Here is a 22,340-nt window from a genome sequence, read left to right as displayed (position 1 = left end):
GGTCACTCGACGACGCCCGTGACGTAGTCGATGTTCTTGAACGTGTTGTCCGCGGCGTACTCGAAGATGCCGATGGTGGCCTTCGAGGGGCTGCCGGAGTCGTTCAGGTCGACCGGGCCGGAGACACCGTCGTAGTCGATGTCCTTGCCGTCCTTGAGGAGCGCGACGCAGTCCTTGAACGTCGTGCACTTCTCACCCTCGCGGGAGATCTCGACCAGCTTGCTGGCGATCGACTCACCCGAGTCGTCCTTCGCGGCCTCGGCGGCCAGGGCCGACATGATGGTCGCGTCGTAGGACTCCGGGCCGTACGTGAAGTCGGACAGCTTCGGGTCGATCTGCAGCATGCGCTGCTTGAAGTCGTCCTTCAGCTCGGCGCCCGGGTAGGTCGCCTTGACGCCCTGGAGGGTGCCCTTCGGGAAGTCCTTGCTGTAGTCCGCCGTGTTGCCGTCGACGAAGTACGTGGGGACCTTCTTCGGGCCGATGCCGGCCTGCTCCAGACCCGGGATGATCTTGGTGGTCTCGTTGAAGGCGATGACGATGATGGCGTCGGCGCCCGAGTCCTTGATCTTCTGGATCTCGGAGGTGTACGACGTGGCGTCCACGGCGTAGAGGACGGTCTCGGCGACCTTGCCGCCCTGCTCCTCGATCGTCTTCTTGGTGTTCTCGGCCAGCGCCTCGCCGTAGGCCTCCTGGCGGGCCATGATCGCGACGTTCTTCGCACCGTCCTGGAGCACGAGGTTGCCGAGCACCGCACCCTGGAGGACGTCCGACGGGGCCGTGCGGAAGTACAGGCCCTTGTCGTCGTACTCGTCGAACGCGGTCGACGTGTTGGCCGGCGAGAACTGCACGACGCCGGCGCCGACGATCTTGTCGATGACCGAGAGGGAGACGCTCGAGGACGCGGCGCCGACGATGACGTCGGACTTCGCGGCGAGCAGCTTGTCGACCGAGCCGGGCGCGATCTTCGGGGTGCCGTCACCGGAGTCGGCGCGGGTGGACTTGACCGGCTTGCCGAGCACGCCACCGGCGTCGTTGATGTCCTTGACGGCCAGGTCGACACCGGCGAACTCCGGCGGGCCGAGGAAGGCGAGGTCGCCGGTCGACGGCAGCAGGGTGCCGACGGTCAGCGTGCCGTCGCCCTTGGCAGCAGGAGCGCTCGACGACTTGTCGTCCGACGACTTGTCGTCGTCGCCGCCACCGCACGCCGTGAGCACGAGGGCGCTCGCGGCAGCGACGGCGGCGAGACGAACGAGCTTGGTGCTGTTCTTCATCAATCCTCCGGGGATTTCAACGGGTGGTCGGCCCGGTCACGTCAGGGTCGTGACCTAGGTCGCGTTGCGAAGAAAATAGTCCTCGTTCGTGCCGAATGGGTTACGCACGACGAATTGATGGGTTTCGTAGCCAAGTTGTAATGCGTCCCCGCGAGGACGCGGACGGGCTCAGGAGGCGCCGAGGCCCGGGCCCTTCTCCACGACCTGCTCGGCCACCTCGCGGGCCGACATGCGCAGGTCCATCGCGGTCTTCTGGATCCAGCGGAAGGCCTCGGCCTCGCTGATGCCCAGCGCCTGCTGCAGCAGGGACTTGGCCCGCTCGACCGCCTTGCGCGCGGCGAGCTGCTCCTCGAGCGTGCCGACCTCGTCGGCGAGCTGGCGCAGCTCGGCGAACCGGCTGCGGGCGACCTCGATGGCGGGCACGAGGTCGGACTTGGTGAACGGCTTGACCAGGTAGGCCATCGCGCCCGCCTCGCCGGCGCGCTCGACCAGGTCGCGCTGGCTGAACGCGGTCAGCATGACGACCGGGGCGATGCGGGCCTGGGCGATCTGTGAGGCGGCCGCGATGCCGTCGAGCTTGGGCATCTTGACGTCCATGACGACGAGGTCGGGGCGCAGCTCGTGGGCCAGCGCGACAGCCTGCTCGCCGTCCGCTGCCTGCCCGACGACGTCGTAGCCCTCCTCGGCGAGCATCTCGGAGAGGTCGAGCCGGATCAGCGCCTCGTCCTCGGCGATGAGCACGCGAGGGGCCGGTGTCGCGTCGGTCGTCGAGTCGTCCACGTGAGAAGGTTATCCGGCGCCCGCGACGCGTCGGGCGCCCGGCCGGGTTGGCGGAATGGTAGACGCGACGGTCTCAAAAACCGTTGTCCGAGAGGGCGTAGGGGTTCGAGTCCCCTACCCGGCACCGTGAGCACGACGACGGCACCGCCGCGCAGGTCCTCCGCGCGACGGTGCCGTCCGTGTCTCGCTCGCCGACGACCTACGCGGTCGTCACCGGCACGACGTCCGGCGCCCCCTTTCGCGCGGCGTCGGCGGTCTCGTCGTCGGGCATCCGCTGGCTCTCGCGCTCGGCCTCGACCCGGCTGCGGTAGTGCTCCACCTCGCGGGTGCGCTGCGCGTCGTCCCAGCCGAGCACGCCGGCCATGAGCTCGGCGACCTCCTCGCACGCCCCCAGTCCGCGGTCGAACTCCTCGATCGAGATGCGGGTGCGCCGGGTGAGCACGTCGTCCAGGTGCCGGGCCCCCTCGTGGCTGGTGGCGTAGACGACCTCGGCCCGCAGGTAGTCGTCCGCGCCGCCCAGCGGCTCGCCGAGCGAGGGGTCGGCCTCGATCAGCGCGAGCACCTCGTGGACGAGGGAGCCGTAGCGGTTGAGCAGGTGCTCGACCCGCACCTCGTGCAGCCCGCTGCTGCGGGCGAGCAGGTGACGGGTGTTCCACAGCGCCTCGTACCCCTCCGCGCCGAGCAGCGGGACGTCCTCGGTGACGCAGGCCGGGACCTTGCGGTCCAGCTGCGCCTCCAGCCCGTGCACCGCCTCGTCGATGGCGTCCTTGGCCATCACCCGGTACGTCGTGTACTTGCCGCCGGCCACGACGACCAGGCCCGGGGCGGGGTGGCCCACGGCGTGCTCGCGCGACAGCTTCGACGTCGCCTCGGACTCGCCCTCGAGCAGCGGACGCAGGCCCGCGTAGACGCCCTGGACGTCGTCACGGGTCAGCGGCGTCTCGAGCACCTCGTTGACGTGGTCCAGCAGGTAGTCGATGTCGCTCTCGCTCGCCGCCGGGTGGTCCTTGCTCAGCGACCAGGCCGTGTCGGTGGTGCCGATGATCCAGTGCCGGCCCCACGGGATGACGAACAGCACCGACTTCTCGGTGCGCAGGATCATGCCGGTCTCGCTGCGCAGCCGGTCGCGCGGCACGACGAGGTGGATGCCCTTGGACGCGCGCACGTGGAACAGCCCGCGCTCCCCCGCCATCTGCTGGGTGTCGTCGGTCCAGACGCCGGTGGCGTTGACCACCTGACGGGCCCGGACGGTGAGCTCGCGGCCGGTCTCCAGGTCGCGGACGTGCGCGCCGACGACCCGCTCGCCCTCCTTCACCAGGTCCACGACGCGCGCACGGGTGGCGACGTGCGCCCCGTACGCGGCCGCGGTGCGGGCCAGGAACATCGTGTGCCGGGCGTCGTCGACCTGGGCGTCGTAGTAGCGCAGGGCGCCGACCAGGGCGTCCTTGCGCAGCGACGGGGCGAGCTTGCGCGCGCCGCGCCGGGTCAGGTGCCGGTGGATCGGCACGCTGGAGCCGTAGCCGGACGCCTTGCTCATCGCGTCGTACAGCGCGACGCCCGAGCCGACGTAGAACCGCTCCCAGCCGCGGTGGGTCAGCGGGTACAGGAACGGCACCTTCTTGACCAGGTGCGGCGCGAGCCGCTCCAGGTTGAGGCCGCGCTCCTTGAGCGCCTCGGCCACGAGCCGGAAGTCGAGCATCTCCAGGTACCGCAGCCCGCCGTGCATGAGCTTGCTGGAGCGGCTGGACGTGCCCGACGCGACGTCGCGCGCCTCGACGAGGCCGACGGTCAGGCCGCGGGTGACGGCGTCCAGCGCCGCTCCGGCGCCGACGACGCCGCCGCCGACGACCAGGACGTCAAGCACCTCGCTCTCCATCGCGTCGAGCGCGTCCTCACGGGCCTGCGGTGACAGGGCAACCGATCGCATGGTCGAACCTCCTCAGTCCACGTCCACCCAGTCGAGGGTGCGGGTCACGGCCTTCTTCCACTGGGCGTAACCCTCCTCGCGCCGGTCCTCGTCCCACGAGGGCTCCCAGCGCTTGGACTCGTTCCAGTTCTCGCGCAGCTCGTCGGTGTTGCCCCAGAACCCGACCGCCAAACCGGCGGCGTACGCCGCGCCGAGCGCGGTGGTCTCGGCCACGACCGGACGGCTGACCGGGACGCCGAGGACGTCGGACTGGATCTGCATGCACAGCTCGTTGGCGGTCACGCCGCCGTCGACCTTGAGCACCTCGAGCTCGACGCCGGAGTCCTTGGCCATGGCCTCGGCCACGTCGCGGCTCTGGTAGCAGATCGACTCCAGCGTGGCGCGGGCCAGGTGCGCGTTGGTGTTGTAGCGCGACAGGCCGACGATGGCGCCGCGGGCGTCCGAGCGCCAGTACGGGGCGAACAGGCCGGAGAAGGCCGGGACGAAGTAGACGCCGCCGTTGTCCTCGACCTGCTTGGCCAGCGACTCGGACTGCGCGGCACCGGAGATGATGCCCAGCTGGTCGCGCAGCCACTGCACGGCCGAGCCGGTCACCGCGATCGAGCCCTCCAGCGCGTACACGCAGGGCTCGTCGCCGAACTTGTACGCCGGCGTCGTGAGCAGGCCGGACTTCGACCGGACGATCTCGGTGCCGGTGTTGAGCAGCATGAAGTTGCCGGTGCCGTAGGTGTTCTTCGCCTCGCCGGGCTCGAAGCACACCTGGCCGACGGTCGCCGCCTGCTGATCGCCGAGGATGCCGGTGATCGGGACCTCGCCGCCGAACGGGCCGGTCTCGAGCGTGTGGCCGTACGGCTCGGGCGAGGACGACGACCGGATCTCGGGCAGCATCGAGCGCGGGATGTCGAAGATGGCGAGCAGCTCGTCGTCCCAGTCGAGCGTCTCCAAGTCCATGAGCATCGTGCGGCTGGCGTTCGTGACGTCGGTGACGTGGACGCCGCCGCGCGGGCCGCCGGTGAGGTTCCAGACGAGCCACGAGTCGGTGGTGCCGAAGATCGCGTCGCCGGCCTCGGCCGCCTCGCGGACGCCGTCGACGTTCTCCAGGATCCACTTGATCTTGCCGCCGGCGAAGTAGGTCGCGGGCGGGAGCCCGGCCTTGTGCCGGATCGTGTCGCCGTGCCCGTCGCGTTCCAGGGCGGACGCGATGCGGTCGGTGCGCGTGTCCTGCCAGACGATCGCGTTGTAGTACGGACGCCCGGTGCGCCTGTTCCACACGACGGTCGTCTCGCGCTGGTTGGTGATGCCCAGGGCGGCCAGGTCGGACGCCTCCAGGCGCGCGCGGCGCAGGGCGGTCTGGACGACGGAGGTCGTGCGCTCCCAGATCTCGGTGGGGTCGTGCTCGACCCACCCGGCCTTCGGCATCACCTGCTCGTGCTCGAGCTGGTGGCGGGCCACCTCGTTGCCGCCGTGGTCGAAGATCATGAAGCGCGTGCTGGTGGTGCCCTGGTCGATCGAGCCGATGTAGTCAGCCATGTCGGTGCCTCTCGAGGGTCGCGGTGCGGGTCAGGTGTTGGTGTCGCCGACGGGGGCGTCGGCCTTGGGGAGGGCGTCCTCGTCGGGCAGGAACGCCTCGATGAAGTACTTGAACAGGGCGCCGCCGACCAGGCCGCCGATGACCGGCGCGACGATCGGCACCCAGAAGTAGAGCTGGTCGCCGTTCGCCGAGTAGAAGGCGTCGCCGTAGCCGGTGATCCACGACGCGAGGCGCGGGCCCAGGTCGCGGGCGGGGTTGATCGCGTACCCGGCGTTCGAGCCGAAGGCCAGGCCGATCGCGACGACGGTGAGGCCGACGGTGACCGGGCCGAGGTTGGCCAGCGGGCCGTTGTTGGCCGCCGTGGTGAGCGCGAAGATGACGAAGACCAGGATGGCGGTGCCGACGATCTGGTCCAGGAACGCCGTGGCCATCGAGACGCCCTCGGCCGGCGAGGTCGAGAAGATGCCCTGCGTGGCCTTGGTGTGGCCGGCGTCGACCTTGGCGATCTGGTCGGCGTACGTGACGCGCACGATGAGCGCGGCGACGAAGGCGCCGGCCAGCTGGGCCAGCGAGTAGGGCGCGACCTTGCGCCACTCGAAGCCCTTGAAGGCGGCCAGCGCGACCGTCACGGCCGGGTTCAGGTGCGCCCCGCTGAGCCGGGCGGCGACGTAGACGCCGAGCGTCACGGCCAGGCCCCAGGCCCAGGCGATGGAGTTCCAGTCGCCCGCCCCGCCGTCGGCGCCGGTGCCGCCGCCGGTGACGACCTGGGCGACCACGCCCACGCCGAACAGGATCAGGATCATCGTGCCGAAGAACTCTGCGGACAGCTCCCCGACGAGTGGCTTGTGCTTCACACGTCCGTCCTCACTCGCGGCCGGCTCCGTTGCCGGCGTTGGTGCGAACCTAGGAAGCGGTGTGACGCGCGGCAACACGAGCCGTTCGACATCGTCGAACGCGGGTACGGTGGGCGCCATGCCAGGCAACGTGCAGGCGGTGGAGCGGGCGGTCGCGGTGCTGCGGACGCTCGCGGCGGCCGGACGTCCGCTCGACCTCGCCGAGATCGCCGACGCGCTCGGCCTGCCGAAGACGACGGCGTTCGGCCTCGTGCGCACGCTGCGCGACGTGGGCGTCGTCGAGCAGCGCGGCAGCGGCGGCTCGTACGCCCTGGGCGACGCGCTGGCCCGGCTCGGCCAGGCGGCCGTCGACCCGCACGACCTGCGCTCGATCGCCACCAACTGGGCCGATGCCCTGGCCGCGCGCTCCCGCCTGGAGGTGCTCGTCACGATGCCCGAGCCGGGCGGCGCCCGCGTGGTGCACCACGTGTTCCGTCCCGACGACAGCGCCCAGGTGCTGCGCATCGGCGACCTGCTGCCGCTGCACGCGTCCGCCTCCGGCAAGCTGCTGCTGGCGTTGGCCGTGCGCCCGCCCCGCCCGCCTGAGCTGGTGCGCTACACCGCGCGCACGATCACGCAGCGTCCGCGGCTCGAGGCCGTCCTGCAACGGGTCCGCGAGACCGGCTGGGCCGCGGAGTCCGGTGAGCTGCACCCCGACGAGGCCGGCGTCGCCGTCGCACTGCGCGGCTACGGCGGGCGTGGTCGTCGGGGGCGGTGTCGGTGCGCGGCCCGATCGAGCGGGTCACCGGGCGGGACGGACGCCCCTCCCCCGCGCTGCTCGAGCAGGTGCGCGCCACGGCCCACTCGATCTCGCGGGCGGTGGTGTCGTGACCTTCGTGGCTTCCGTCGACCAGGGCACCACGTCCACCCGGTGCATGCTGTTCGACCGCCAGGGGCAGACCGTCTCCCTCGCCCAGCGCGAGCACCGCCAGCTGTTCCGGCGTCCGGGCTGGGCCGAGCACGACGCGCTGGAGATCTGGCGCAACGTGCAGCGCGTCGTGCCGGCCGCCCTCGCCCAGGCCGGCGCCGACGCCCGCGACGTCGCGGCGCTCGGCATCGCCAACCAGCGCGAGACCACCGTCGTGTGGGACCCGTCGACCGGACGTCCGCTGGCGCCAGCCATCACCTGGCAGGACACCCGGACGTCGGAGCTGGTCGACGACCTCGTCGCGGCCGGTCACGCCGACACCGTGCGCCGCACCACGGGACTGCGGCCGGCCACCTACTTCGCCGGCCCGCGCCTGCGCTGGCTGCTCGACCACGTGCCGGGGCTGCGCGAGCGCGGCGCCGCCGGGGACGCGCTGTTCGGCACGATGGAGTCCTGGCTGATCTGGAACCTCACCGGCGGGCGCGACGGCGGCATCCACGTCACCGACGCCACCAACGCGAGCCGGACGATGCTGATGGACCTGTCGACGCGGCAGTGGGACGACGGGATGCTCGACCTGCTCGACGTCCCGCGCGCGATGCTCCCGCAGATCCGCAGCAACGCCGAGCGGTACGGCGACTGCCGCACCCTGCTGCGCGGCGTGCCCATCGCCGCCGCGGTCGGCGACCAGCAGGCCGCGCTGCTCGGCCAGACCTGCTTCGAGGCCGGCGACGCCAAGTGCACCTACGGCACCGGGGCGTTCCTGCTGGTCAACGCCGGCACGGAACGACCGCCGGACACGCAGGGCCTGCTGACCACCATCGGCTATGTCCTGGGCGACGAGCCGCCGGTGCACGCCCTCGAGGCTCCATCGCCATGGCCGGCTCTCTCGTGCAGTGGCTGCGCGACGCGCTGGAGATCATCCCGACCGCGCCGCAGATCGAGACCCTGGCCCGCACCGTCGACGACAGCGGCGGGTGCACGATCGTGCCCGCGTTCTCCGGCCTCTACGCGCCGCGGTGGTCGCAGGAGGCCCGCGGCGTCATCGTCGGGCTCACCTCGTACGTCGGTCGCGGCCACCTCGCCCGGGCCGTGCTCGAGGCGACCGCGTGGCAGACCTGGGAAGTGGTCGAGGCGGTGCGCCGCGAGGCGGGCATCGAGCTGGCCGGCCTGCGGGTCGACGGCGGCATGACGTCCAACCACCTGCTGATGCAGATGGTGGCGGACGTGCTCGACGTGCCGGTGCAGCGTCCGCTCGTCTCCGAGACCGTGTGCCTGGGCGCCGCCTACGCCGCCGGGCTCACGGTCGGGTTCTGGGCCGGGCTCGGGGCGCTGCGCCGCAACTGGCACCGTGCCGCGTCCTGGCAGCCGCAGATGGACCCGGCCACCCGCCGCCGGGGCGCGCGACGCTGGAGCCGCGCGGTCGAGACCGCGCTGCTGGCCGGCCGCCCCGACGACGAGGACGACGACTAGCCGAGCCGGCGTCCGGTCGTGGCCGAGAACAGGTGGATGGAGCCCGGGTCGGCCGGCGCCAGGTGCAGGTCGGCGCCCTTCTGCGGCGGGCGCCGCCAGTCGGCGCGGGCGACCAGCATCGGGGACTCCGAGCCCAGCCGCGCGGTGCCGTACATCCACGCGTCGGCGCCGAGCTCCTCCACGATCTCCACGCGCATCGCCACGCCGGAGTCGGCGACCTCGAGGTTCTCGGGCCGGATGCCCACGACGACCGTCGGGCCCTCGGCCTCGGCCAGGTCGTCGCGCGGCACCGGCACGACGAGGTCGCCGAAACGGACCCCACCGTCCTCGATCGGCAGCTCCAACAGGTTCATCGCCGGCGAGCCGAGGAAGCCGGCCACGAAGACGTTGGCCGGACGGTCGTACATCGTGCGCGGCGTGGCGCACTGCTGCAGGACGCCGTCCTTGAGCACGGCGACGCGGTCGCCCAGCGTCATGGCCTCGACCTGGTCGTGCGTGACGTAGACCGTCGTGGTGCCGAGGCGGCGCTGCAGCTGCGCGATCTGCGTCCGGGTCTGGACGCGCAGCTTGGCGTCCAGGTTCGACAGCGGCTCGTCCATGAGGAAGACCTTGGGCTGGCGCACGATCGCCCGGCCCATCGCCACGCGCTGGCGCTGGCCGCCGGACAGCGCCTTGGGCTTGCGGTCGAGGAACTGCTCGATGTCGAGCATGCGGGCGGCCTCGAGCACCCGCGGCCGGATCTCGGACGCCTTGGCGCCGGCCACCTTGAGCGCGAAGCCCATGTTCTCGGCCACCGTCATGTGCGGGTAGAGCGCGTAGTTCTGGAAGACCATCGCGACGTCGCGCTCCTTGGGCGGACGCCGGCTGACGTCGTCGTCACCGATGAGGATGCGGCCGGCGTCGACGTCCTCCAGGCCGGCCAGCATCCGCAACGAGGTCGACTTCCCGCAGCCGGAGGGGCCGACGAGCACGAGCAGCTCGCCGTCCTCCACGCGCAGGTCGAGGGCGTCGACCGCGGGGCGGTCCTGCCCGGGGAACAGGCGGGTCGCCTGCTCGAAGGTCACTGCAGCCATGACGGCTCCTTTCCACCGGCAGGAACGTGCCGGACGATCCGAGTGGTGGAGCCACCCTGACACATCGCCGTGTGATCCGGAACACTTTTGTGGGAGCGTTCCCAAACTTTCTCGTCCAGACAGTCGAAAGGGCCCGCACCCCAGCGGGGTGCGGGCCCTTCCGCGTGCGTCAGCCCTCGTACGCGGGGGCGCGGCCGTGGACCGCGTCGCCGATGCGGTGGATGCGCAGGGCGTTGGTGGAGCCGGGGATTCCCGGAGGGGCACCGGCCACGATGACGACCTCCTCGCCGGTCTGGCCGAGCTCGCGCTCGAGCAGCGCGGTGTCGACCTGCAGCACCATGTCGTCGGTGCCCTTCACCTGCGGCATGAGGAACGTCTGCACGCCCCAGGTGAGCGCCAGCTGGTTGCGGGTGACCGGGTCCGGCGTCAGCGCCAGGACGGGCACGTGCGAGCGGTAGCGCGCCATGCGGCGGGCCGAGCCGCCGATGGTCGTGAACGCGACGACGTACTTGGCCTCGATCGACTCGGCCACCGTCGCCGCACCGCGGCAGATGATGCCGCGCGGGTCTTGGGCTGCCAGGTGTAGGCGGCCATGCGGGGAAGCCCGTGGTCCTCGGTCGACTCCACGATGTTGGCCATCGTGCGGACGGTCTCGATCGGGTACTCGCCCACGCTCGTCTCGCCCGACAGCATGACCGCGTCGGCACCGTCGAGCACCGCGTTGGCGACGTCGGACGCCTCGGCGCGCGTCGGGCGCGGCGAGGAGATCATCGACTCCAGCATCTGGGTGGCGACGATGACGGGCTTGGCGTTGCGGCGCGCCTTCTCCACGATCAGCTTCTGGACGATCGGGACGTCCTCGAGCGGGAGCTCCACGCCCAGGTCGCCGCGCGCCACCATGAAGGCGTCGAACGCGTCCATGATCTCGTCGAGGTTCTCGACCGCCTGCGGCTTCTCGATCTTGGCGATGATCGGGCGCTTGACGCCCTCCTCCTCCATGATCGCGCGGACGTCCTCGGCGTCGCTGGCGTTGCGGACGAACGACAGCGCCACGAAGTCGACGCCGGCGCCCAGCGCCCAGCGCAGGTCCGCGACGTCCTTCTCGCTCATGGCCGGGACGCTGACGTTCACGCCGGGCAGGTTGATGCCCTTGTTGTTGCTGACCGGGCCGGCGACCTCGACCTCGGTGACGACGTCGGTCGCGGTGACCTCGCGCGCGACCAGGCGGACGCGGCCGTCGTCGACCAGGATCGGGTCGCCGGGCGAGACGTCGCCGGGCAGGCCCTTGTAGGTCGTCGAGCAGCGGCTGGCGTCGCCCTCGATGTCGTCGACGGTGATGGTGAAGGTGTCGCCGACGGCGAGCTGGTGGGGTCCGTCGGCGAAGCGGCCGAGGCGGATCTTGGGGCCCTGGAGGTCGGCCAGGACGGCGATGGCCTTGCCCGTCTCCTCGGCCACGCGGCGCACGGCGTCGAGCCGTCGCTGGTGGTCGGGCACGTCGCCGTGGCTCATGTTCAGACGAGCCACGTCCATGCCGGCCTCAGCCAGCTTCAGGAGGGTCTCGTAGGTGTCGACAGCGGGCCCGAGGGTACAGACGATCTTGGCTCTACGCACGGGTCCACCCTATCGACCGTCTCCGCACTACCGCACCCGAGGTGGGGTGAGCGTGAGACGTCGCTCACGTGAACGGACGACGACGAGGGGCCCAGCCGTGGCTGGACCCCTCGTCGTGCGGCGTCGGTCAGACGACGACCGGGCGCGCGTTCGGCGGGATCGGCGCCGGGAGCGCCGTGCTGCCGGTCAGGTAGGCGTCGACGCCCGCGGCCGCCGAGCGGCCCTCCGCGATCGCCCACACGATGAGCGACTGGCCGCGTCCGCAGTCGCCGGCCACGAAGACGCCGTCGACGCTGGACATGTACTGCTTGTCGCGCTTGACGTTGCCGCGCTCGTCCAGCTCGACGCCGAGCTGGTCGACCAGGCCGTCCTTCTCGGGGCCGGTGAAGCCCATGGCGAAGAGCACCAGCTGCGCCGGGATCTCGCGCTCCGTGCCGGCCCGCTCGGTGAGCTTGCCGTCGACGAAGTCGACCTCGACGATGCGCAGGGCGCGGACGTGGCCGTCCTCGTCGCCCACGAACTCCTGGGTCGAGACCGAGTAGACCCGCTCGCCGCCCTCCTCGTGCGCCGAGGCGACGCGGAAGAGCATCGGGTAGGTCGGCCACGGCTGGTTCTCCGGACGGTCCTCGCCCGGCTGCGGCATGATCTCCAGGCTCGTGACCGAGCGGGCGCCCTGGCGGATCGCCGTGCCCAGGCAGTCGGCGCCGGTGTCGCCGCCGCCGATGATGACGACGTCCTTGCCGGTGGCCAGGATCTGGTCCTCGACGGTCTCGCCGAGCGCGACCCGGTTGGCCTGGGGCAGGTAGTCCATCGCCTGGTGGATGCCGGCGAGCTCGCGGCCCGGGGCCGGCAGGTCACGACGCACGGTCGAGCCGATGGCCAGCACCACCGCGTCGTAGCGGTCGCGCAGCTGCGCACCGGTGAGCGACTCCCCCACGCGGACGCCGGTGCGGAACACCGTGCCCTCGCGCTTCATCTGGTCGATGCGCCGGTCCACCTGGACCTTCTCCATCTTGAACTCGGGGATGCCGTAGCGCAGCAGCCCGCCGGGCTTGTCGTCGCGCTCGTACACCGCGACGGTGTGGCCCGCCCGCGTCAGCTGCTGGGCGACGGCCAGGCCGGCCGGGCCCGAGCCGATGACCGCGACCGTCTTGCCGGTCAGCCACTCGGGCGGCTGCGGCTTGACGTTGTGGCGGTCCCACGCCTTGTCGATGATCGAGACCTCGACGTTCTTGATCGTCACCGGGTCGCGGTTGATGCCCACGACGCAGGCCGTCTCGCACGGCGCCGGGCACAGCCGGCCGGTGAACTCGGGGAAGTTGTTCGTCTTGTGCAGACGATCGATCGCCTCGTCCCAGTCGTCACGCCAGACCAGGTCGTTCCACTCCGGGATCAGGTTGCCCAGCGGGCAGCCGGAGTGGCAGAACGGGATGCCGCAGTCCATGCAGCGGCCGGCCTGCTCGGAGATGATCGGCAGCAGTGCGCGGCCGACGCCTCCGGGGTAGACCTCGTTCCAGTCCTTGACCCGCTCCTCGACCGGACGCCGCTCGGCGCCCTGGCGCGGGTACTTCATGAATCCTCGGGGATCAGCCACGAGCGGCCACCTCCATCATGCGCTCCGTCGTCTCGTCCTCGGTCAGGCCCAGCTGCTCGGCCTCGGCCTTCGCCTCCAGCACCTTGCGGTAGTTCACCGGCATGACCTCGCGGAACCGGGCCACCGCGGCGGTCCAGTCCTGCAGGAGCTGCTCGGCCACGGCCGAGCCGGTCTCCTCGTGGTGCTTGCGCACCAGCTCTCGCAGCTCCTCAGCAGCGGCGGCCGGCACGTCGCGCACCTCCACCATCTCGGGGTTGACGAGCGACGGGTCGAGGTCGAGCACGTAGGCCTCGCCGCCGCTCATGCCGGCCGCGACGTTGCGGCCGGTGGGTCCCAGGATGACCACGCGGCCACCGGTCATGTACTCCAGCGCGTGGTCGCCCACGCCCTCCACCACCGCGGTGCGCCGGAGTTGCGCACGCAGAAGCGCTCCCCCGCGCGTCCGCGCAGGAAGATCTCGCCCGACGTCGCGCCGAAGCCGATGACGTTGCCGGCGATGGTCTGCGCCTCGGCGGTGAACCGCGCCTCGCGCGGCGGCCGCACCACGATGCGTCCGCCCGACAGGCCCTTGCCGACGTAGTCGTTGGCGTCACCCTCGAGCCGCAGCGTGATGCCGCGCGGCAGGAAGGCGCCGAACGACTGCCCGGCGGTGCCGGTGAACGTCAGGTCGATCGTGTTCTCGGGCAGGCCCTCGCCCTTGTACCGCTTCGTCACCTCGTGGCCGAGCATCGTGCCGACCGTGCGGTTGACGTTGCGGATCTCGAGCTGGGCGCGCACCGGCTCGCCGCGCTCGAGCGCGTCCGCGCTCAGCTCGATGAGCCGGACGTCCAGCGCCTTGTCCAGGCCGTGGTCCTGCTTCTGGACGTTGTGGCGCGCGGCGTCCTCGGGCAGCTCGGGCACGTAGAACACCGGCGCCAGGTCCAGGCCGGACGCCTTCCAGTGGTCGACGGCGCGCCGGGTGTCGAGCAGCTCGGCGCGACCGACGGCCTCCTCGATCGAGCGGAAGCCCAGCTCGGCGAGCAGCTCGCGCACCTCCTGGGCGACGAACTCGAAGAAGTTCACGACGAACTCGGGCTTGCCGGTGAACTTCTCGCGCAGCTCACGGTTCTGCGTGGCGACGCCGACCGGGCAGGTGTCCAGGTGGCAGACGCGCATCATGATGCAGCCGCTGACCACCAGCGGGGCGGTGGCGAAGCCGAACTCCTCGGCGCCCAGCAGCGCGGCGATGACCACGTCGCGGCCCGTCTTGAGCTGGCCGTCGGTCTGCACGACGATGCGGTCGCGCAGGCCGTTGATCAGCAGCGTCTGCTGGGTCTCGGCCAGGCCGAGCTCCCACGGGCCGCCGGCGTGCTTGAGGCTGGTCAGCGGCGAGGCGCCGGTGCCGCCGTCGTTGCCCGAGACGAGCACGACGTCCGCCTTGGCCTTCGCCACGCCCGCCGCGACCGTGCCCACGCCGACCTCGGAGACCAGCTTCACGTGGACGCGAGCCGCGGGGTTGGCGTTCTTGAGGTCGTGGATGAGCTGCTTGAGGTCCTCGATCGAGTAGATGTCGTGGTGCGGCGGCGGCGAGATGAGGCCGACGCCCGGCGTCGAGTGACGCGTGCGCGCCACCCACGGGTACACCTTCGGACCGGGCAGCTGGCCGCCCTCGCCGGGCTTGGCGCCCTGGGCCATCTTGATCTGCAGGTCGTCGGCGTTGGTCAGGTACTCGCTGGTGACGCCGAAGCGACCGGACGCGACCTGCTTGATCGCCGAGCGACGCTCGGGGTCGTGCAGTCGCTCGGGGTCCTCGCCGCCCTCACCGGTGTTGGACTTGGCGCCCAGCCGGTTCATGGCGATGGCGAGCGTCTCGTGCGCCTCCTGGCTGATCGACCCGTAGCTCATCGCGCCGGTGGAGAAGCGCTTGACGATCGAGCTGACCGGCTCGACCTCCTCGATCGGCACCGGCGGCCGCTCGCCGCGCTTGAGCTCGAACAACCCGCGCAGCGTCATGAGCCGCTCGGACTGGTCGTCCACGCGCTGCGTGTACTGCTTGAAGATGTCGTAGCGGCCCGTGCGGGTCGAGTGCTGCAGGCGGAACACCGTCTCGGGGTCGAACAGGTGCTCCGGGCCGCCGCGGCGCCACTGGTACTCGCCGCCGGTCTCGAGCAGCCGCGGGCCGGACTGGCCGCGCAGCGGGTACGCCTTCTCGTGGCGCGCCTTCACCTCGGCGGCGAGCACGTCCAGGCCGACGCCGCCGAGCTTGGACGGGGTGCCGGTGAAGTAGGCGTCGACGACCTCGTGGGACAGGCCGACGGCCTCGAAGATCTGGGCCCCGGTGTACGACGCGACGGTCGAGACGCCCATCTTGCTCATGACCTTGAGGACGCCCTTGCCCAGGCCGCGCACGATGTTGCGCGCCGCCGTGCCGGGCTCGACGGACTCCACGTACACGCCCTCGCGGGCCAGGTCCTCGGCCGTCTCCAGCGCCAGGTACGGGTTGACCGCGGTCGCGCCGTAGCCGATGAGGAGCGCCACGTGGTGCACCTCGCGGACGTCGCCGGCCTCGACCAGCAGGCCGGCCTGCGTGCGCAGCTTCTCGCGCACCATGTGGTGGTGGACCGCCGAGGTCAGCAGCAGCGACGGGATCGGCGCCAGGTCGGCGTCGGAGTGGCGGTCCGACAGGACGATGATGCGGGCACCGTCGGCGATGGCGCGCGAGACGTCCGCGCAGATCTCGTCGAGCTTGGCCTTCAGCGCCTCGCCGCCGCCGGCCACCTCGAACAGGCCGCGGACGACGTGCACCGAGAAGCCCGGCATGTCGCCGTCCTTGTTCATGTGCCGGACCTTGGCCAGCTCGTCGTTGTCGACGACCGGGAAGGGCAGCTGCAGCATGCGGCAGGACGCCGGGCTGGGCGCCAGCAGGTTGCGCTCGGGGCCGATCGTGCCGGCCAGCGACGTGACGACCTCCTCGCGGATGGCGTCCAGCGGCGGGTTCGTGACCTGCGCGAAGAGCTGGTTGAAGTAGTCGAACAGGTTGCGCGGACGGTCCGAGAGCGCGGCGATCGGCGTGTCGGTGCCCATGGCGCCGATCGGCTCCGCGCCGGTGCGCGCGATCGGGGCGATGAGCTGGCGCACCTCCTCCTCGGTGTAGCCGAAGACCTGCTGGCGGCGGGTCACCGAGGCGTGGGTGTGGACGATGTGCTCGAGCTCGGGCAGGTCCTCGAAGCGGACCAGGCCCGAGTACAGCCACTCGTCGTAGGGGTGCTCGGCGGCGAGCTCGCCCTTGACCTCGTGGTCCTCGACGACGCGGTGCTCGTCCAGGTCGAGCAGGAACATCGTGCCCGGCTCCAGGCGGCCCTTGCGGACGACCGTCTCGGGGTCCAGGTCGAGCACGCCGGCCTCGGAGGCCAGGACGACCAGACCGTCCTCGGTGATCCAGAAGCGTCCCGGGCGCAGGCCGTTGCGGTCGAGCACGGCGCCGATCTGGGTGCCGTCGGTGAAGCACACGCACGCGGGGCCGTCCCACGGCTCCATGACGCTGGCGTGGAACTCGTAGAAGGCGCGACGGGAGGGATCCATCTCGGCGTCGTTCTCCCACGCCTCGGGGATCATCATCATCATCGCGTGGGGCAGCGAGCGTCCGCCCAGGTGCAGCAGCTCCAGCACCTCGTCGAAGGACGCCGAGTCCGAGCCCTCGGGGTCGCAGATCGGGTACAGGCGCTTCATGTCGCCGGGGATCAGGTCGCTCTCGAGCAGCGCCTCGCGGGCACGCATCCAGTTGCGGTTGCCGCGCGCGGTGTTGATCTCGCCGTTGTGGGCGATGAAGCGGAACGGGTGGGCCAGCGGCCAGCTCGGGAACGTGTTCGTCGAGAAGCGGCTGTGCACGACCGCGAGCGCGGACTCCATGCGCTCGTCCAGCAGGTCGGGGAAGAACGCGTCGAGCTGCTCGGTGGTGAGCATGCCCTTGTAGACCAGCGTGCGGCTGGACAGCGACGGGAAGTAGACGCTCAGCTCGCGCTCGCTGCGCTTGCGCAGGCAGAACGCGAGCCGGTCCAGCTCCAGGCCCGTGCGGTGCCCGTGCTCGGAGCGGACGAACAGCAGCTCGAAGCGCGGCATGACGCTGAGGGCCATGGAGCCCAGCAGGGACGGCTCGACCGGGACCTCGCGCCAGCCCAGGACCAGCAGGCCCTCCTCGGCGGCGATCTTCTCGACCGCGACGCGCGCGGCGTCGGCCTGGTCGGCCGGCTCGGGCAGGAACGCCATGCCGACGGCGTACTCGCCGGCGGCCGGCAGGTCGAAGTCGGCCACGGCGCGCAGGAAGCGGTCCGGGACCTGCAGCAGGATGCCCGCGCCGTCACCGGTGTTCTCCTCGGCGCCGACGGCGCCGCGGTGGTCCAGGTTGCGCAGGGCGGTGAGGCCCTGGTGGACGATGCTGCGGCTCGGCTCACCGGTGAGGGTGGCGACGAAGGCGACGCCGCAGGCGTCGTGCTCGTAGGCCGGGTCGTAGAGCCCCTGGGCGGGGTAGGTGCGCATGATGCATGACCTCCACACGTCGTCGATCGATCAGACCTGGGACGACGTTGGCCCGAGTCAGCACGGCCACATTACACGCAGGTCACGGCGAGACCGAATCGCGGCGCACCGGGCGGGGCCTCAAGCGACGGTGCCGCCGACGAGCGTCCCGACCCCGTAGGTCAGGGCGGCGGCGAGGGCGCCGAGCAGCAGCTGGCGGCTGCCGCCGAACCACCACGTGCGCGCGGTCACCCGCGTCACCACGGCGCCGCAGGCGAACAGCGCGACGAGCGAGACGACGACCGCCGGCCACACCGACGTGGCCCCGAGCAGGAACGGCAGGATCGGCAGCAGGGCCCCGACCGCGAACGACCCGAAGGAGGACACGGCGGCCAGGACGGGCGACGGCAGGTCGTCGACGTCGACGCCCAGCTCGACCTCGGCGTGGACGCGCACGGCGTTCTCCAGGTCGCGGTGGACGTCGGCGGCCGCCTCCCGGGCGACGTCGGGGTCGATGCCCTTCTCCACGAACATGCCGGCGAGCTCGGCCTCCTCGCCCGCGGCGTTGCGGACGATCTCGGCCCGCTCGACCTGGACCTCACGCAGGGCGGCCTCGGCCTGGCTGGCGACCGAGGTGTACTCCCCCGCGGCCATGGAGAACGCGCCGGCGGCCAGGCCGGCGAGCCCGGCCAGGACGACCGCGTCGGTGTCGGTCGTGCCGCCCGCCACGCCCATGGCGAGGGCGAAGTTGGACACGAGCCCGTCCATGGCGCCGAACACGGCCGGCCGGAGCCAGCCGCCGGTCACGTCCTGGTGCTCGTGCTCCACCTCGGTCATGACCGCGTGGACCCCTGCTGCTCGCCGTCGGCCGCCGGGTCGGTGGCGTCGTCGGCGTCCGCGGCCACCGCGTCGCCGTCGGCGTCCGCGGCGTCGTCGGGGGCCACCTCGTGGCCGGGCATCATCGCGGCCGGCTCGTCGAAGCCGCGGCGCGTGGCCCAGACGAAGTAGGCCAGGGCGAGCAGGAAGACGACGATGGACGTCCAGACGTTGAGCCGGAAGGGGCCGATCTCGTTGGCCGGGTCGATGCGGAGCTGCTCGATCCAGAAGCGTCCGGCCGTGTAGACCATGACGTACAGCGCGAAGACGCGCCCGCCGTGCAGCCGGAACCGGTGGCCGAGCCACACGATGAGCGCGGCGCCGAGCAGGTTCCAGACCAGCTCGTACAGGAACGTCGGGTGGAAGGTCTCGAACTGCTCGAACCCGCTCGGGCGGTGCTCGGCGTCGATCTCGAGCGCCCACGGCACCGTGGTCGGCCGGCCGAACAGCTCCTGGTTGAACCAGTTGCCGAGGCGTCCGACCGCCTGGGCCACGAGCAGGCCGGGGGCCAGCGCGTCGGCCAGGGCGCGGAAGCGCACGCCGTAGCGGTGGCAGGCGTACCAGGCGCCGAGCGCGCCGCCACTGATGGCGCCCCAGATGCCCAGGCCGCCCTCCCAGATGCGGAAGACGTCGGTCCAGTCCTGCCCGGCGCGGAAGTACAGCTCGTTGTCGGTGACGAGTGGTAGATCCGTGCGCCGACGATGCCGGCGGGGATCGCCCACATCGCGATGTCGCCGACGACCCCGGGACGCCCGCCGCGGGCCTGCAGACGTCGTTCGGCGATCCAGATCGACAGCAGCGCGCCGATGATGATGCCGAACGCGTACGCGCGCAGCGGGACCGGACCGAGGTGCCAGACGCCGCTGTCGGGGCTGGGCAGGTAGGTCACCATCAGTGCCTCTCGACGCCCGCACGCAGCTCGCGGGCCAGCTCGCGGACGGCGTCGACACCGGCCGAGGGGGTGGGCGCGTCCAGCAGGCAGCGCACCAGGGCGGAGCCGACGATGACGGCGTCGGCGAAGGCGGCGACCTCGTGCGCCTGGGCGCCGTTGCTCACGCCCAGGCCGACGCCCACCGGCTTGTCGGTGACGCCGCGCAGGCGCTGCACCAGGGTGGGCGCCAGGCTGCTGGTCTGCTGGCGCTGGCCGGTGACGCCCATGACCGCCGTCGCGTAGACGAAGCCGCTGGCCGCCTCGGCGGTCATGGCGAGCCGCTCGTCGGTGGACGACGGCGCGACGAGGAAGATCTGGTCCAGGCCGTGCTCGCGGGCCGCGGCCGTCCACTCCCCCGCCTCGTCGGGCGTGAGGTCGGGGCGTGATGAGCCCGGCGACCGCGGCGGCGCGAGCCGCTCGGCGAACGTGGCGACGCCGAGGCGCTCGACCGGGTTCCAGTAGGTCATGACCACGGTCGGGGCACCGGTCGCGGCGCTGGCGGCCACGACCTCGAAGACGTCGCCGACCTTCGTGCCCGCGGCGAGCGCGGCGTCCGCGGCGGCCTGGATGGTCGGGCCGTCCATCACCGGGTCGCTGTAGGGCAGGCCGACCTCCACCAGGTCGACGCCGCCCTCGACCATCGCCTCGATGGCGGCGATCGACGTCTTCTTGTCCGGGAAGCCGGCCGGCAGGTAGCCGACCAGCGCGGCCCGGTCCTCGGCGCGGGTGCGGGCGAACAGCTCGTCGACGGCGCTCACTCCTCGACCCCCTCGTCCAGGACGACCGGGCCGTCGATGAGCCCGAAGTACTCGGCGGCCGTGTGGACGTCCTTGTCGCCGCGACCGGACAGGTTCACCAGGATCGTCGCGTCCGGGCCGAGCTCCTTCGCCAGGCGGAGCGCACCGGCCAGGGCGTGCGCGGACTCGATGGCGGGGATGATGCCCTCGGTCTTGCACAGCAGGTCGAAGGCGTGCATCGCCTCGGCGTCGGTCGCCGGGAAGTAGGACGCCCGACCGGTCTCGGCCAGGTACGAGTGCTCCGGACCCACGCCCGGGTAGTCCAGGCCGGCCGAGATCGAGTGCGACTCCATGGTCTGGCCGTCCTCGTCCTGGAGCAGGAACGAGCGCGCGCCGTGCAGCACGCCGACGTCGCCGCCGGTGATGGTGGCCGCGTGGCGTCCGGTCTCGACGCCGTCGCCGCCGGCCTCGACGCCGTACAGGCGCACGTCCGCGTCGTCGACGAAGCCGGTGAACAGGCCGATGGCGTTCGAGCCGCCGCCGACGCACGCGACGGCCGCGTCGGGCAGGCGGCCGAGCAGCTCCAGGCTCTGGCGGCGGGCCTCGTCGCCGATGCCACGGGTCAGGTCGCGGACCATCGCCGGGAACGGGTGCGGGCCGGCGGCGGTGCCGAACAGGTACGTCGTGCGCTCGACCGAGGCGACCCAGTCGCGCAGCGCCTCGTTGATGGCGTCCTTGAGCGTCCGGCTGCCGGTGCGCACGGGCACGACCTCGGCGCCGAGCATCTTCATGCGGGCGACGTTGAGCGCCTGGCGCTCGGTGTCCACCTCGCCCATGTAGACCGTGCACTCCATGTCCAGGTACGCGCACGCCGTGGCCGACGCGACGCCGTGCTGGCCGGCGCCGGTCTCGGCGATCGCCCGCGGCTTGCCCATGCGCTTGGCGAGCAGGGCCTGGCCCAGGACGTTGCGGATCTTGTGCGCGCCGGTGTGGTTGAGGTCCTCGCGCTTGAGCAGGATGCGTGCGCCGGCCGCCTCGGAGAAGCGGGTCGCGTCGTAGAGCGGGCTCGGGACGTTGGCGTACTCGCGCAGCATCCGGTCCAGCTCGGCGGTGAAGGTCGGGTCGGCCTTCGCCTCGGTCCAGGCGGCGTCGAGCTCGTCGAGGGTGGCGATGAGCGCCTCGGGCATGAAGCGTCCGCCGAAGCGGCCGAAGTGGCCGGTGGCGTCAGGTTGTGCGTAGGTCATGACGGAGTTCCTCGGAAGCGGGGCGGACGGGCGGCCGACGCCGTCCCGCCCGCGTGTGGTGGCACGGACGGCGGGGTGGAGCGCCGAGTCACCATCGGTGCTGGAGCGCCGGGTGCTGCCCGGCCGCGACCAGGTCGGCCACGCTGGCCCGCGGGTCGTCGCCGCGCACCAGGGTCTCGCCCACGAGGACGACGTTCGCGCCCGAGCGGGCGTAGGAGATGACGTCGTGCGGACCCTTGACGCCGGACTCGGCGACCTTGACCACGTGGTCGGGCAGGACCGGCGCGACCCGGGCGAAGGTGCCGGTGTCGACCTCGAGCGTCTTGAGGTTGCGGGCGTTGACCCCGACGAGGTCGGCCCCGGCGTCGGCGGCGCGGCGCGCCTCCTCCTCGTCGTGGACCTCGACCAGCGGCGTCAGGCCGATCGAGCGGCCGCTCGATGAGGCTCTCGAGCGCGTTCTGCTCGAGCGCCGCGACGATGAGCAGGGCGAGGTCGGCACCGGCGGCGCGGGCCTCCCACAGCTCGTAGCTGGTGGTGATGAAGTCCTTGCGCAGCAGCGGCACGTCCACGCGGGAGCGGACGGCCTTGAGGTCGTCCAGCGACCGCCGAAGCGGCGCTGCTCGGTGAGGACGCTGATCGCGGCGGCCCCACCGGACTCGTAGGCCGACGCCAGGGCGGCCGGGTCGGCGATCTCGGCCAGCGCGCCCTTGCTCGGGCTGGAGCGCTTGACCTCGGCGATGACCGAGACCCCGTCGGCGCGGAACGCCGGCATGGGGTCGATCGAGGGCAGCTGACGGGACGCGCGCTCCTTGAGGTCGTCGAGCGTCGTCGTCGCCATGCGCTGCTCACGGTCCGCGGCGACGCCCGCAAGGATGTCGTCGAGCACGGTCATCGTGGCCTCCTCCGCTGCGCCGGCCGCGGCGCGGCCGGATGCCGCAAGCCTAGTCCCGGGCCAGCCCGCGCCGGACGACAGCCCTCGATTCGGCGACGTCCCGCGTCCGGGACGACCGGCCGTCGCTACGCTCCGGGCCATGGTC

10 protein-coding genes, 1 tRNA gene and 6 pseudogenes are annotated in these 22,340 nt (G+C 72.0%); 3 read left to right on the top strand and 14 right to left on the bottom strand.

Translation table 11 applies throughout. From position 1 onward, the window contains the following. Window positions 1–2 precede the first annotated feature (2 nt). Window positions 3–1,271 carry an ABC transporter substrate-binding protein gene (locus AC2W7G_RS00770; protein WP_485866740.1) on the bottom strand — a complete coding sequence of 423 codons (1,269 nt, stop codon included), beginning with the start codon at window positions 1,269–1,271 and terminating at the stop codon, window positions 3–5. A gap of 168 nt (window positions 1,272–1,439) precedes the next feature. Beyond that, window positions 1,440–2,051 (bottom strand): ANTAR domain-containing response regulator, encoded by a 612-nt coding sequence (locus tag AC2W7G_RS00765; RefSeq protein ID WP_485866739.1) that lies wholly within the window; start codon window positions 2,049–2,051, stop codon window positions 1,440–1,442. Window positions 2,052–2,092: 41 nt separating this feature from the next. Between AC2W7G_RS00765 and AC2W7G_RS00760 the strand changes: the two genes are divergently transcribed. Next, window positions 2,093–2,175 (top strand) — tRNA-Leu (locus AC2W7G_RS00760). Window positions 2,176–2,250: 75 nt separating this feature from the next. Here the strand turns inward: AC2W7G_RS00760 and AC2W7G_RS00755 are convergent. From AC2W7G_RS00755 to AC2W7G_RS00745, 3 genes are read right to left on the bottom strand one after another with little or no spacing between them, the layout of a single operon-like run. Next, window positions 2,251–3,978 (bottom strand): glycerol-3-phosphate dehydrogenase/oxidase, encoded by a 1,728-nt coding sequence (locus tag AC2W7G_RS00755; RefSeq protein ID WP_485866738.1) that lies wholly within the window; start codon window positions 3,976–3,978, stop codon window positions 2,251–2,253. 12 nt (window positions 3,979–3,990) lie between these two features. Beyond that, window positions 3,991–5,508, bottom strand: coding sequence for a glycerol kinase GlpK (glpK, locus tag AC2W7G_RS00750; protein ID WP_485866737.1), 1,518 nt, complete (start codon window positions 5,506–5,508; stop codon window positions 3,991–3,993). Between the two features lie 30 nt (window positions 5,509–5,538). Further along, window positions 5,539–6,363 (bottom strand): MIP/aquaporin family protein, encoded by an 825-nt coding sequence (locus AC2W7G_RS00745; protein WP_485866736.1) that lies wholly within the window; start codon window positions 6,361–6,363, stop codon window positions 5,539–5,541. 118 nt (window positions 6,364–6,481) lie between these two features. Between AC2W7G_RS00745 and AC2W7G_RS00740 the strand changes: the two are divergent. Together AC2W7G_RS00740 and glpK (AC2W7G_RS00735) are read left to right on the top strand one after the other, a co-directional pair. Continuing rightward, window positions 6,482–7,039 (top strand): annotated as a pseudogene (locus tag AC2W7G_RS00740) (IclR family transcriptional regulator); the annotation flags it as partial. 238 nt (window positions 7,040–7,277) lie between these two features. Continuing rightward, window positions 7,278–8,743: pseudogene (gene glpK, locus AC2W7G_RS00735) on the top strand (glycerol kinase GlpK). Here glpK (AC2W7G_RS00735) and AC2W7G_RS00730 read toward each other — a convergent pair. From AC2W7G_RS00730 to trpC, 9 genes and pseudogenes are all read right to left on the bottom strand, one after another. Next, window positions 8,740–9,816 carry an ABC transporter ATP-binding protein gene (locus AC2W7G_RS00730; protein WP_485866735.1) on the bottom strand — a complete coding sequence of 359 codons (1,077 nt, stop codon included), beginning with the start codon at window positions 9,814–9,816 and terminating at the stop codon, window positions 8,740–8,742. The pseudogene glpK (AC2W7G_RS00735) and the gene AC2W7G_RS00730 sit on opposite strands and share 4 nt — an antisense overlap. A 169-nt stretch (window positions 9,817–9,985) precedes the next feature. Then, window positions 9,986–11,427 (bottom strand): annotated as a pseudogene (gene pyk / locus AC2W7G_RS00725) (pyruvate kinase). A 127-nt stretch (window positions 11,428–11,554) separates the two neighbouring features. Further along, window positions 11,555–13,021, bottom strand: coding sequence for a glutamate synthase subunit beta (locus tag AC2W7G_RS00720; RefSeq protein WP_485866734.1), 1,467 nt, complete (start codon window positions 13,019–13,021; stop codon window positions 11,555–11,557). Next, window positions 13,014–17,536, bottom strand: a pseudogene (gene gltB / locus AC2W7G_RS00715) (glutamate synthase large subunit). The gene AC2W7G_RS00720 and the pseudogene gltB overlap by 8 nt, the downstream one beginning before the upstream one ends. A gap of 120 nt (window positions 17,537–17,656) precedes the next feature. Further along, the gene (locus AC2W7G_RS00710) at window positions 17,657–18,352 is read right to left on the bottom strand and encodes a VIT1/CCC1 transporter family protein (protein ID WP_485866733.1); all 696 of its coding nucleotides are present in this window, start codon (window positions 18,350–18,352) and stop codon (window positions 17,657–17,659) included. Continuing rightward, window positions 18,349–19,283, bottom strand: a pseudogene (gene lgt / locus AC2W7G_RS00705) (prolipoprotein diacylglyceryl transferase). Before lgt ends, AC2W7G_RS00710 begins: the two are co-directional and overlap by 4 nt. Further along, window positions 19,283–20,080 carry a tryptophan synthase subunit alpha gene (gene trpA / locus AC2W7G_RS00700; RefSeq protein ID WP_485866732.1) on the bottom strand — a complete coding sequence of 266 codons (798 nt, stop codon included), beginning with the start codon at window positions 20,078–20,080 and terminating at the stop codon, window positions 19,283–19,285. Before trpA ends, lgt begins: the two are co-directional and overlap by 1 nt. Continuing rightward, window positions 20,077–21,303, bottom strand: coding sequence for a tryptophan synthase subunit beta (trpB, locus tag AC2W7G_RS00695; protein WP_485866731.1), 1,227 nt, complete (start codon window positions 21,301–21,303; stop codon window positions 20,077–20,079). Before trpB ends, trpA begins: the two co-directional genes overlap by 4 nt. Window positions 21,304–21,391: 88 nt before the next feature. Beyond that, window positions 21,392–22,195 (bottom strand): annotated as a pseudogene (gene trpC, locus AC2W7G_RS00690) (indole-3-glycerol phosphate synthase TrpC). Between the last annotated feature and the right edge of the window lie 145 nt (window positions 22,196–22,340).

The sequence above is a fragment of the Aeromicrobium sp. PFPM2_SD2 genome, from assembly GCF_057364525.1.
Note: the sequence above shows the minus strand (reverse complement) of the source record. Positions and strands in the feature narration are given on the sequence as shown.

Bases quoted from the DNA above. Each gene is read 5' to 3' on its own strand.
- glpK (WP_485866737.1), bottom strand. From the start codon at position 5,508: ATGGCTGACTACATCGGCTCGATCGACCAGGGCACCACCAGCACGCGC.
- AC2W7G_RS00710 (WP_485866733.1), bottom strand. From the start codon at position 18,352: ATGACCGAGGTGGAGCACGAGCACCAGGACGTGACCGGCGGCTGGCTC.
- AC2W7G_RS00755 (WP_485866738.1), bottom strand. From the start codon at position 3,978: ATGCGATCGGTTGCCCTGTCACCGCAGGCCCGTGAGGACGCGCTCGAC.
- trpB (WP_485866731.1), bottom strand. From the start codon at position 21,303: ATGACCTACGCACAACCTGACGCCACCGGCCACTTCGGCCGCTTCGGC.
- AC2W7G_RS00770 (WP_485866740.1), bottom strand. From the start codon at position 1,271: ATGAAGAACAGCACCAAGCTCGTTCGTCTCGCCGCCGTCGCTGCCGCG.
- AC2W7G_RS00730 (WP_485866735.1), bottom strand. From the start codon at position 9,816: ATGGCTGCAGTGACCTTCGAGCAGGCGACCCGCCTGTTCCCCGGGCAG.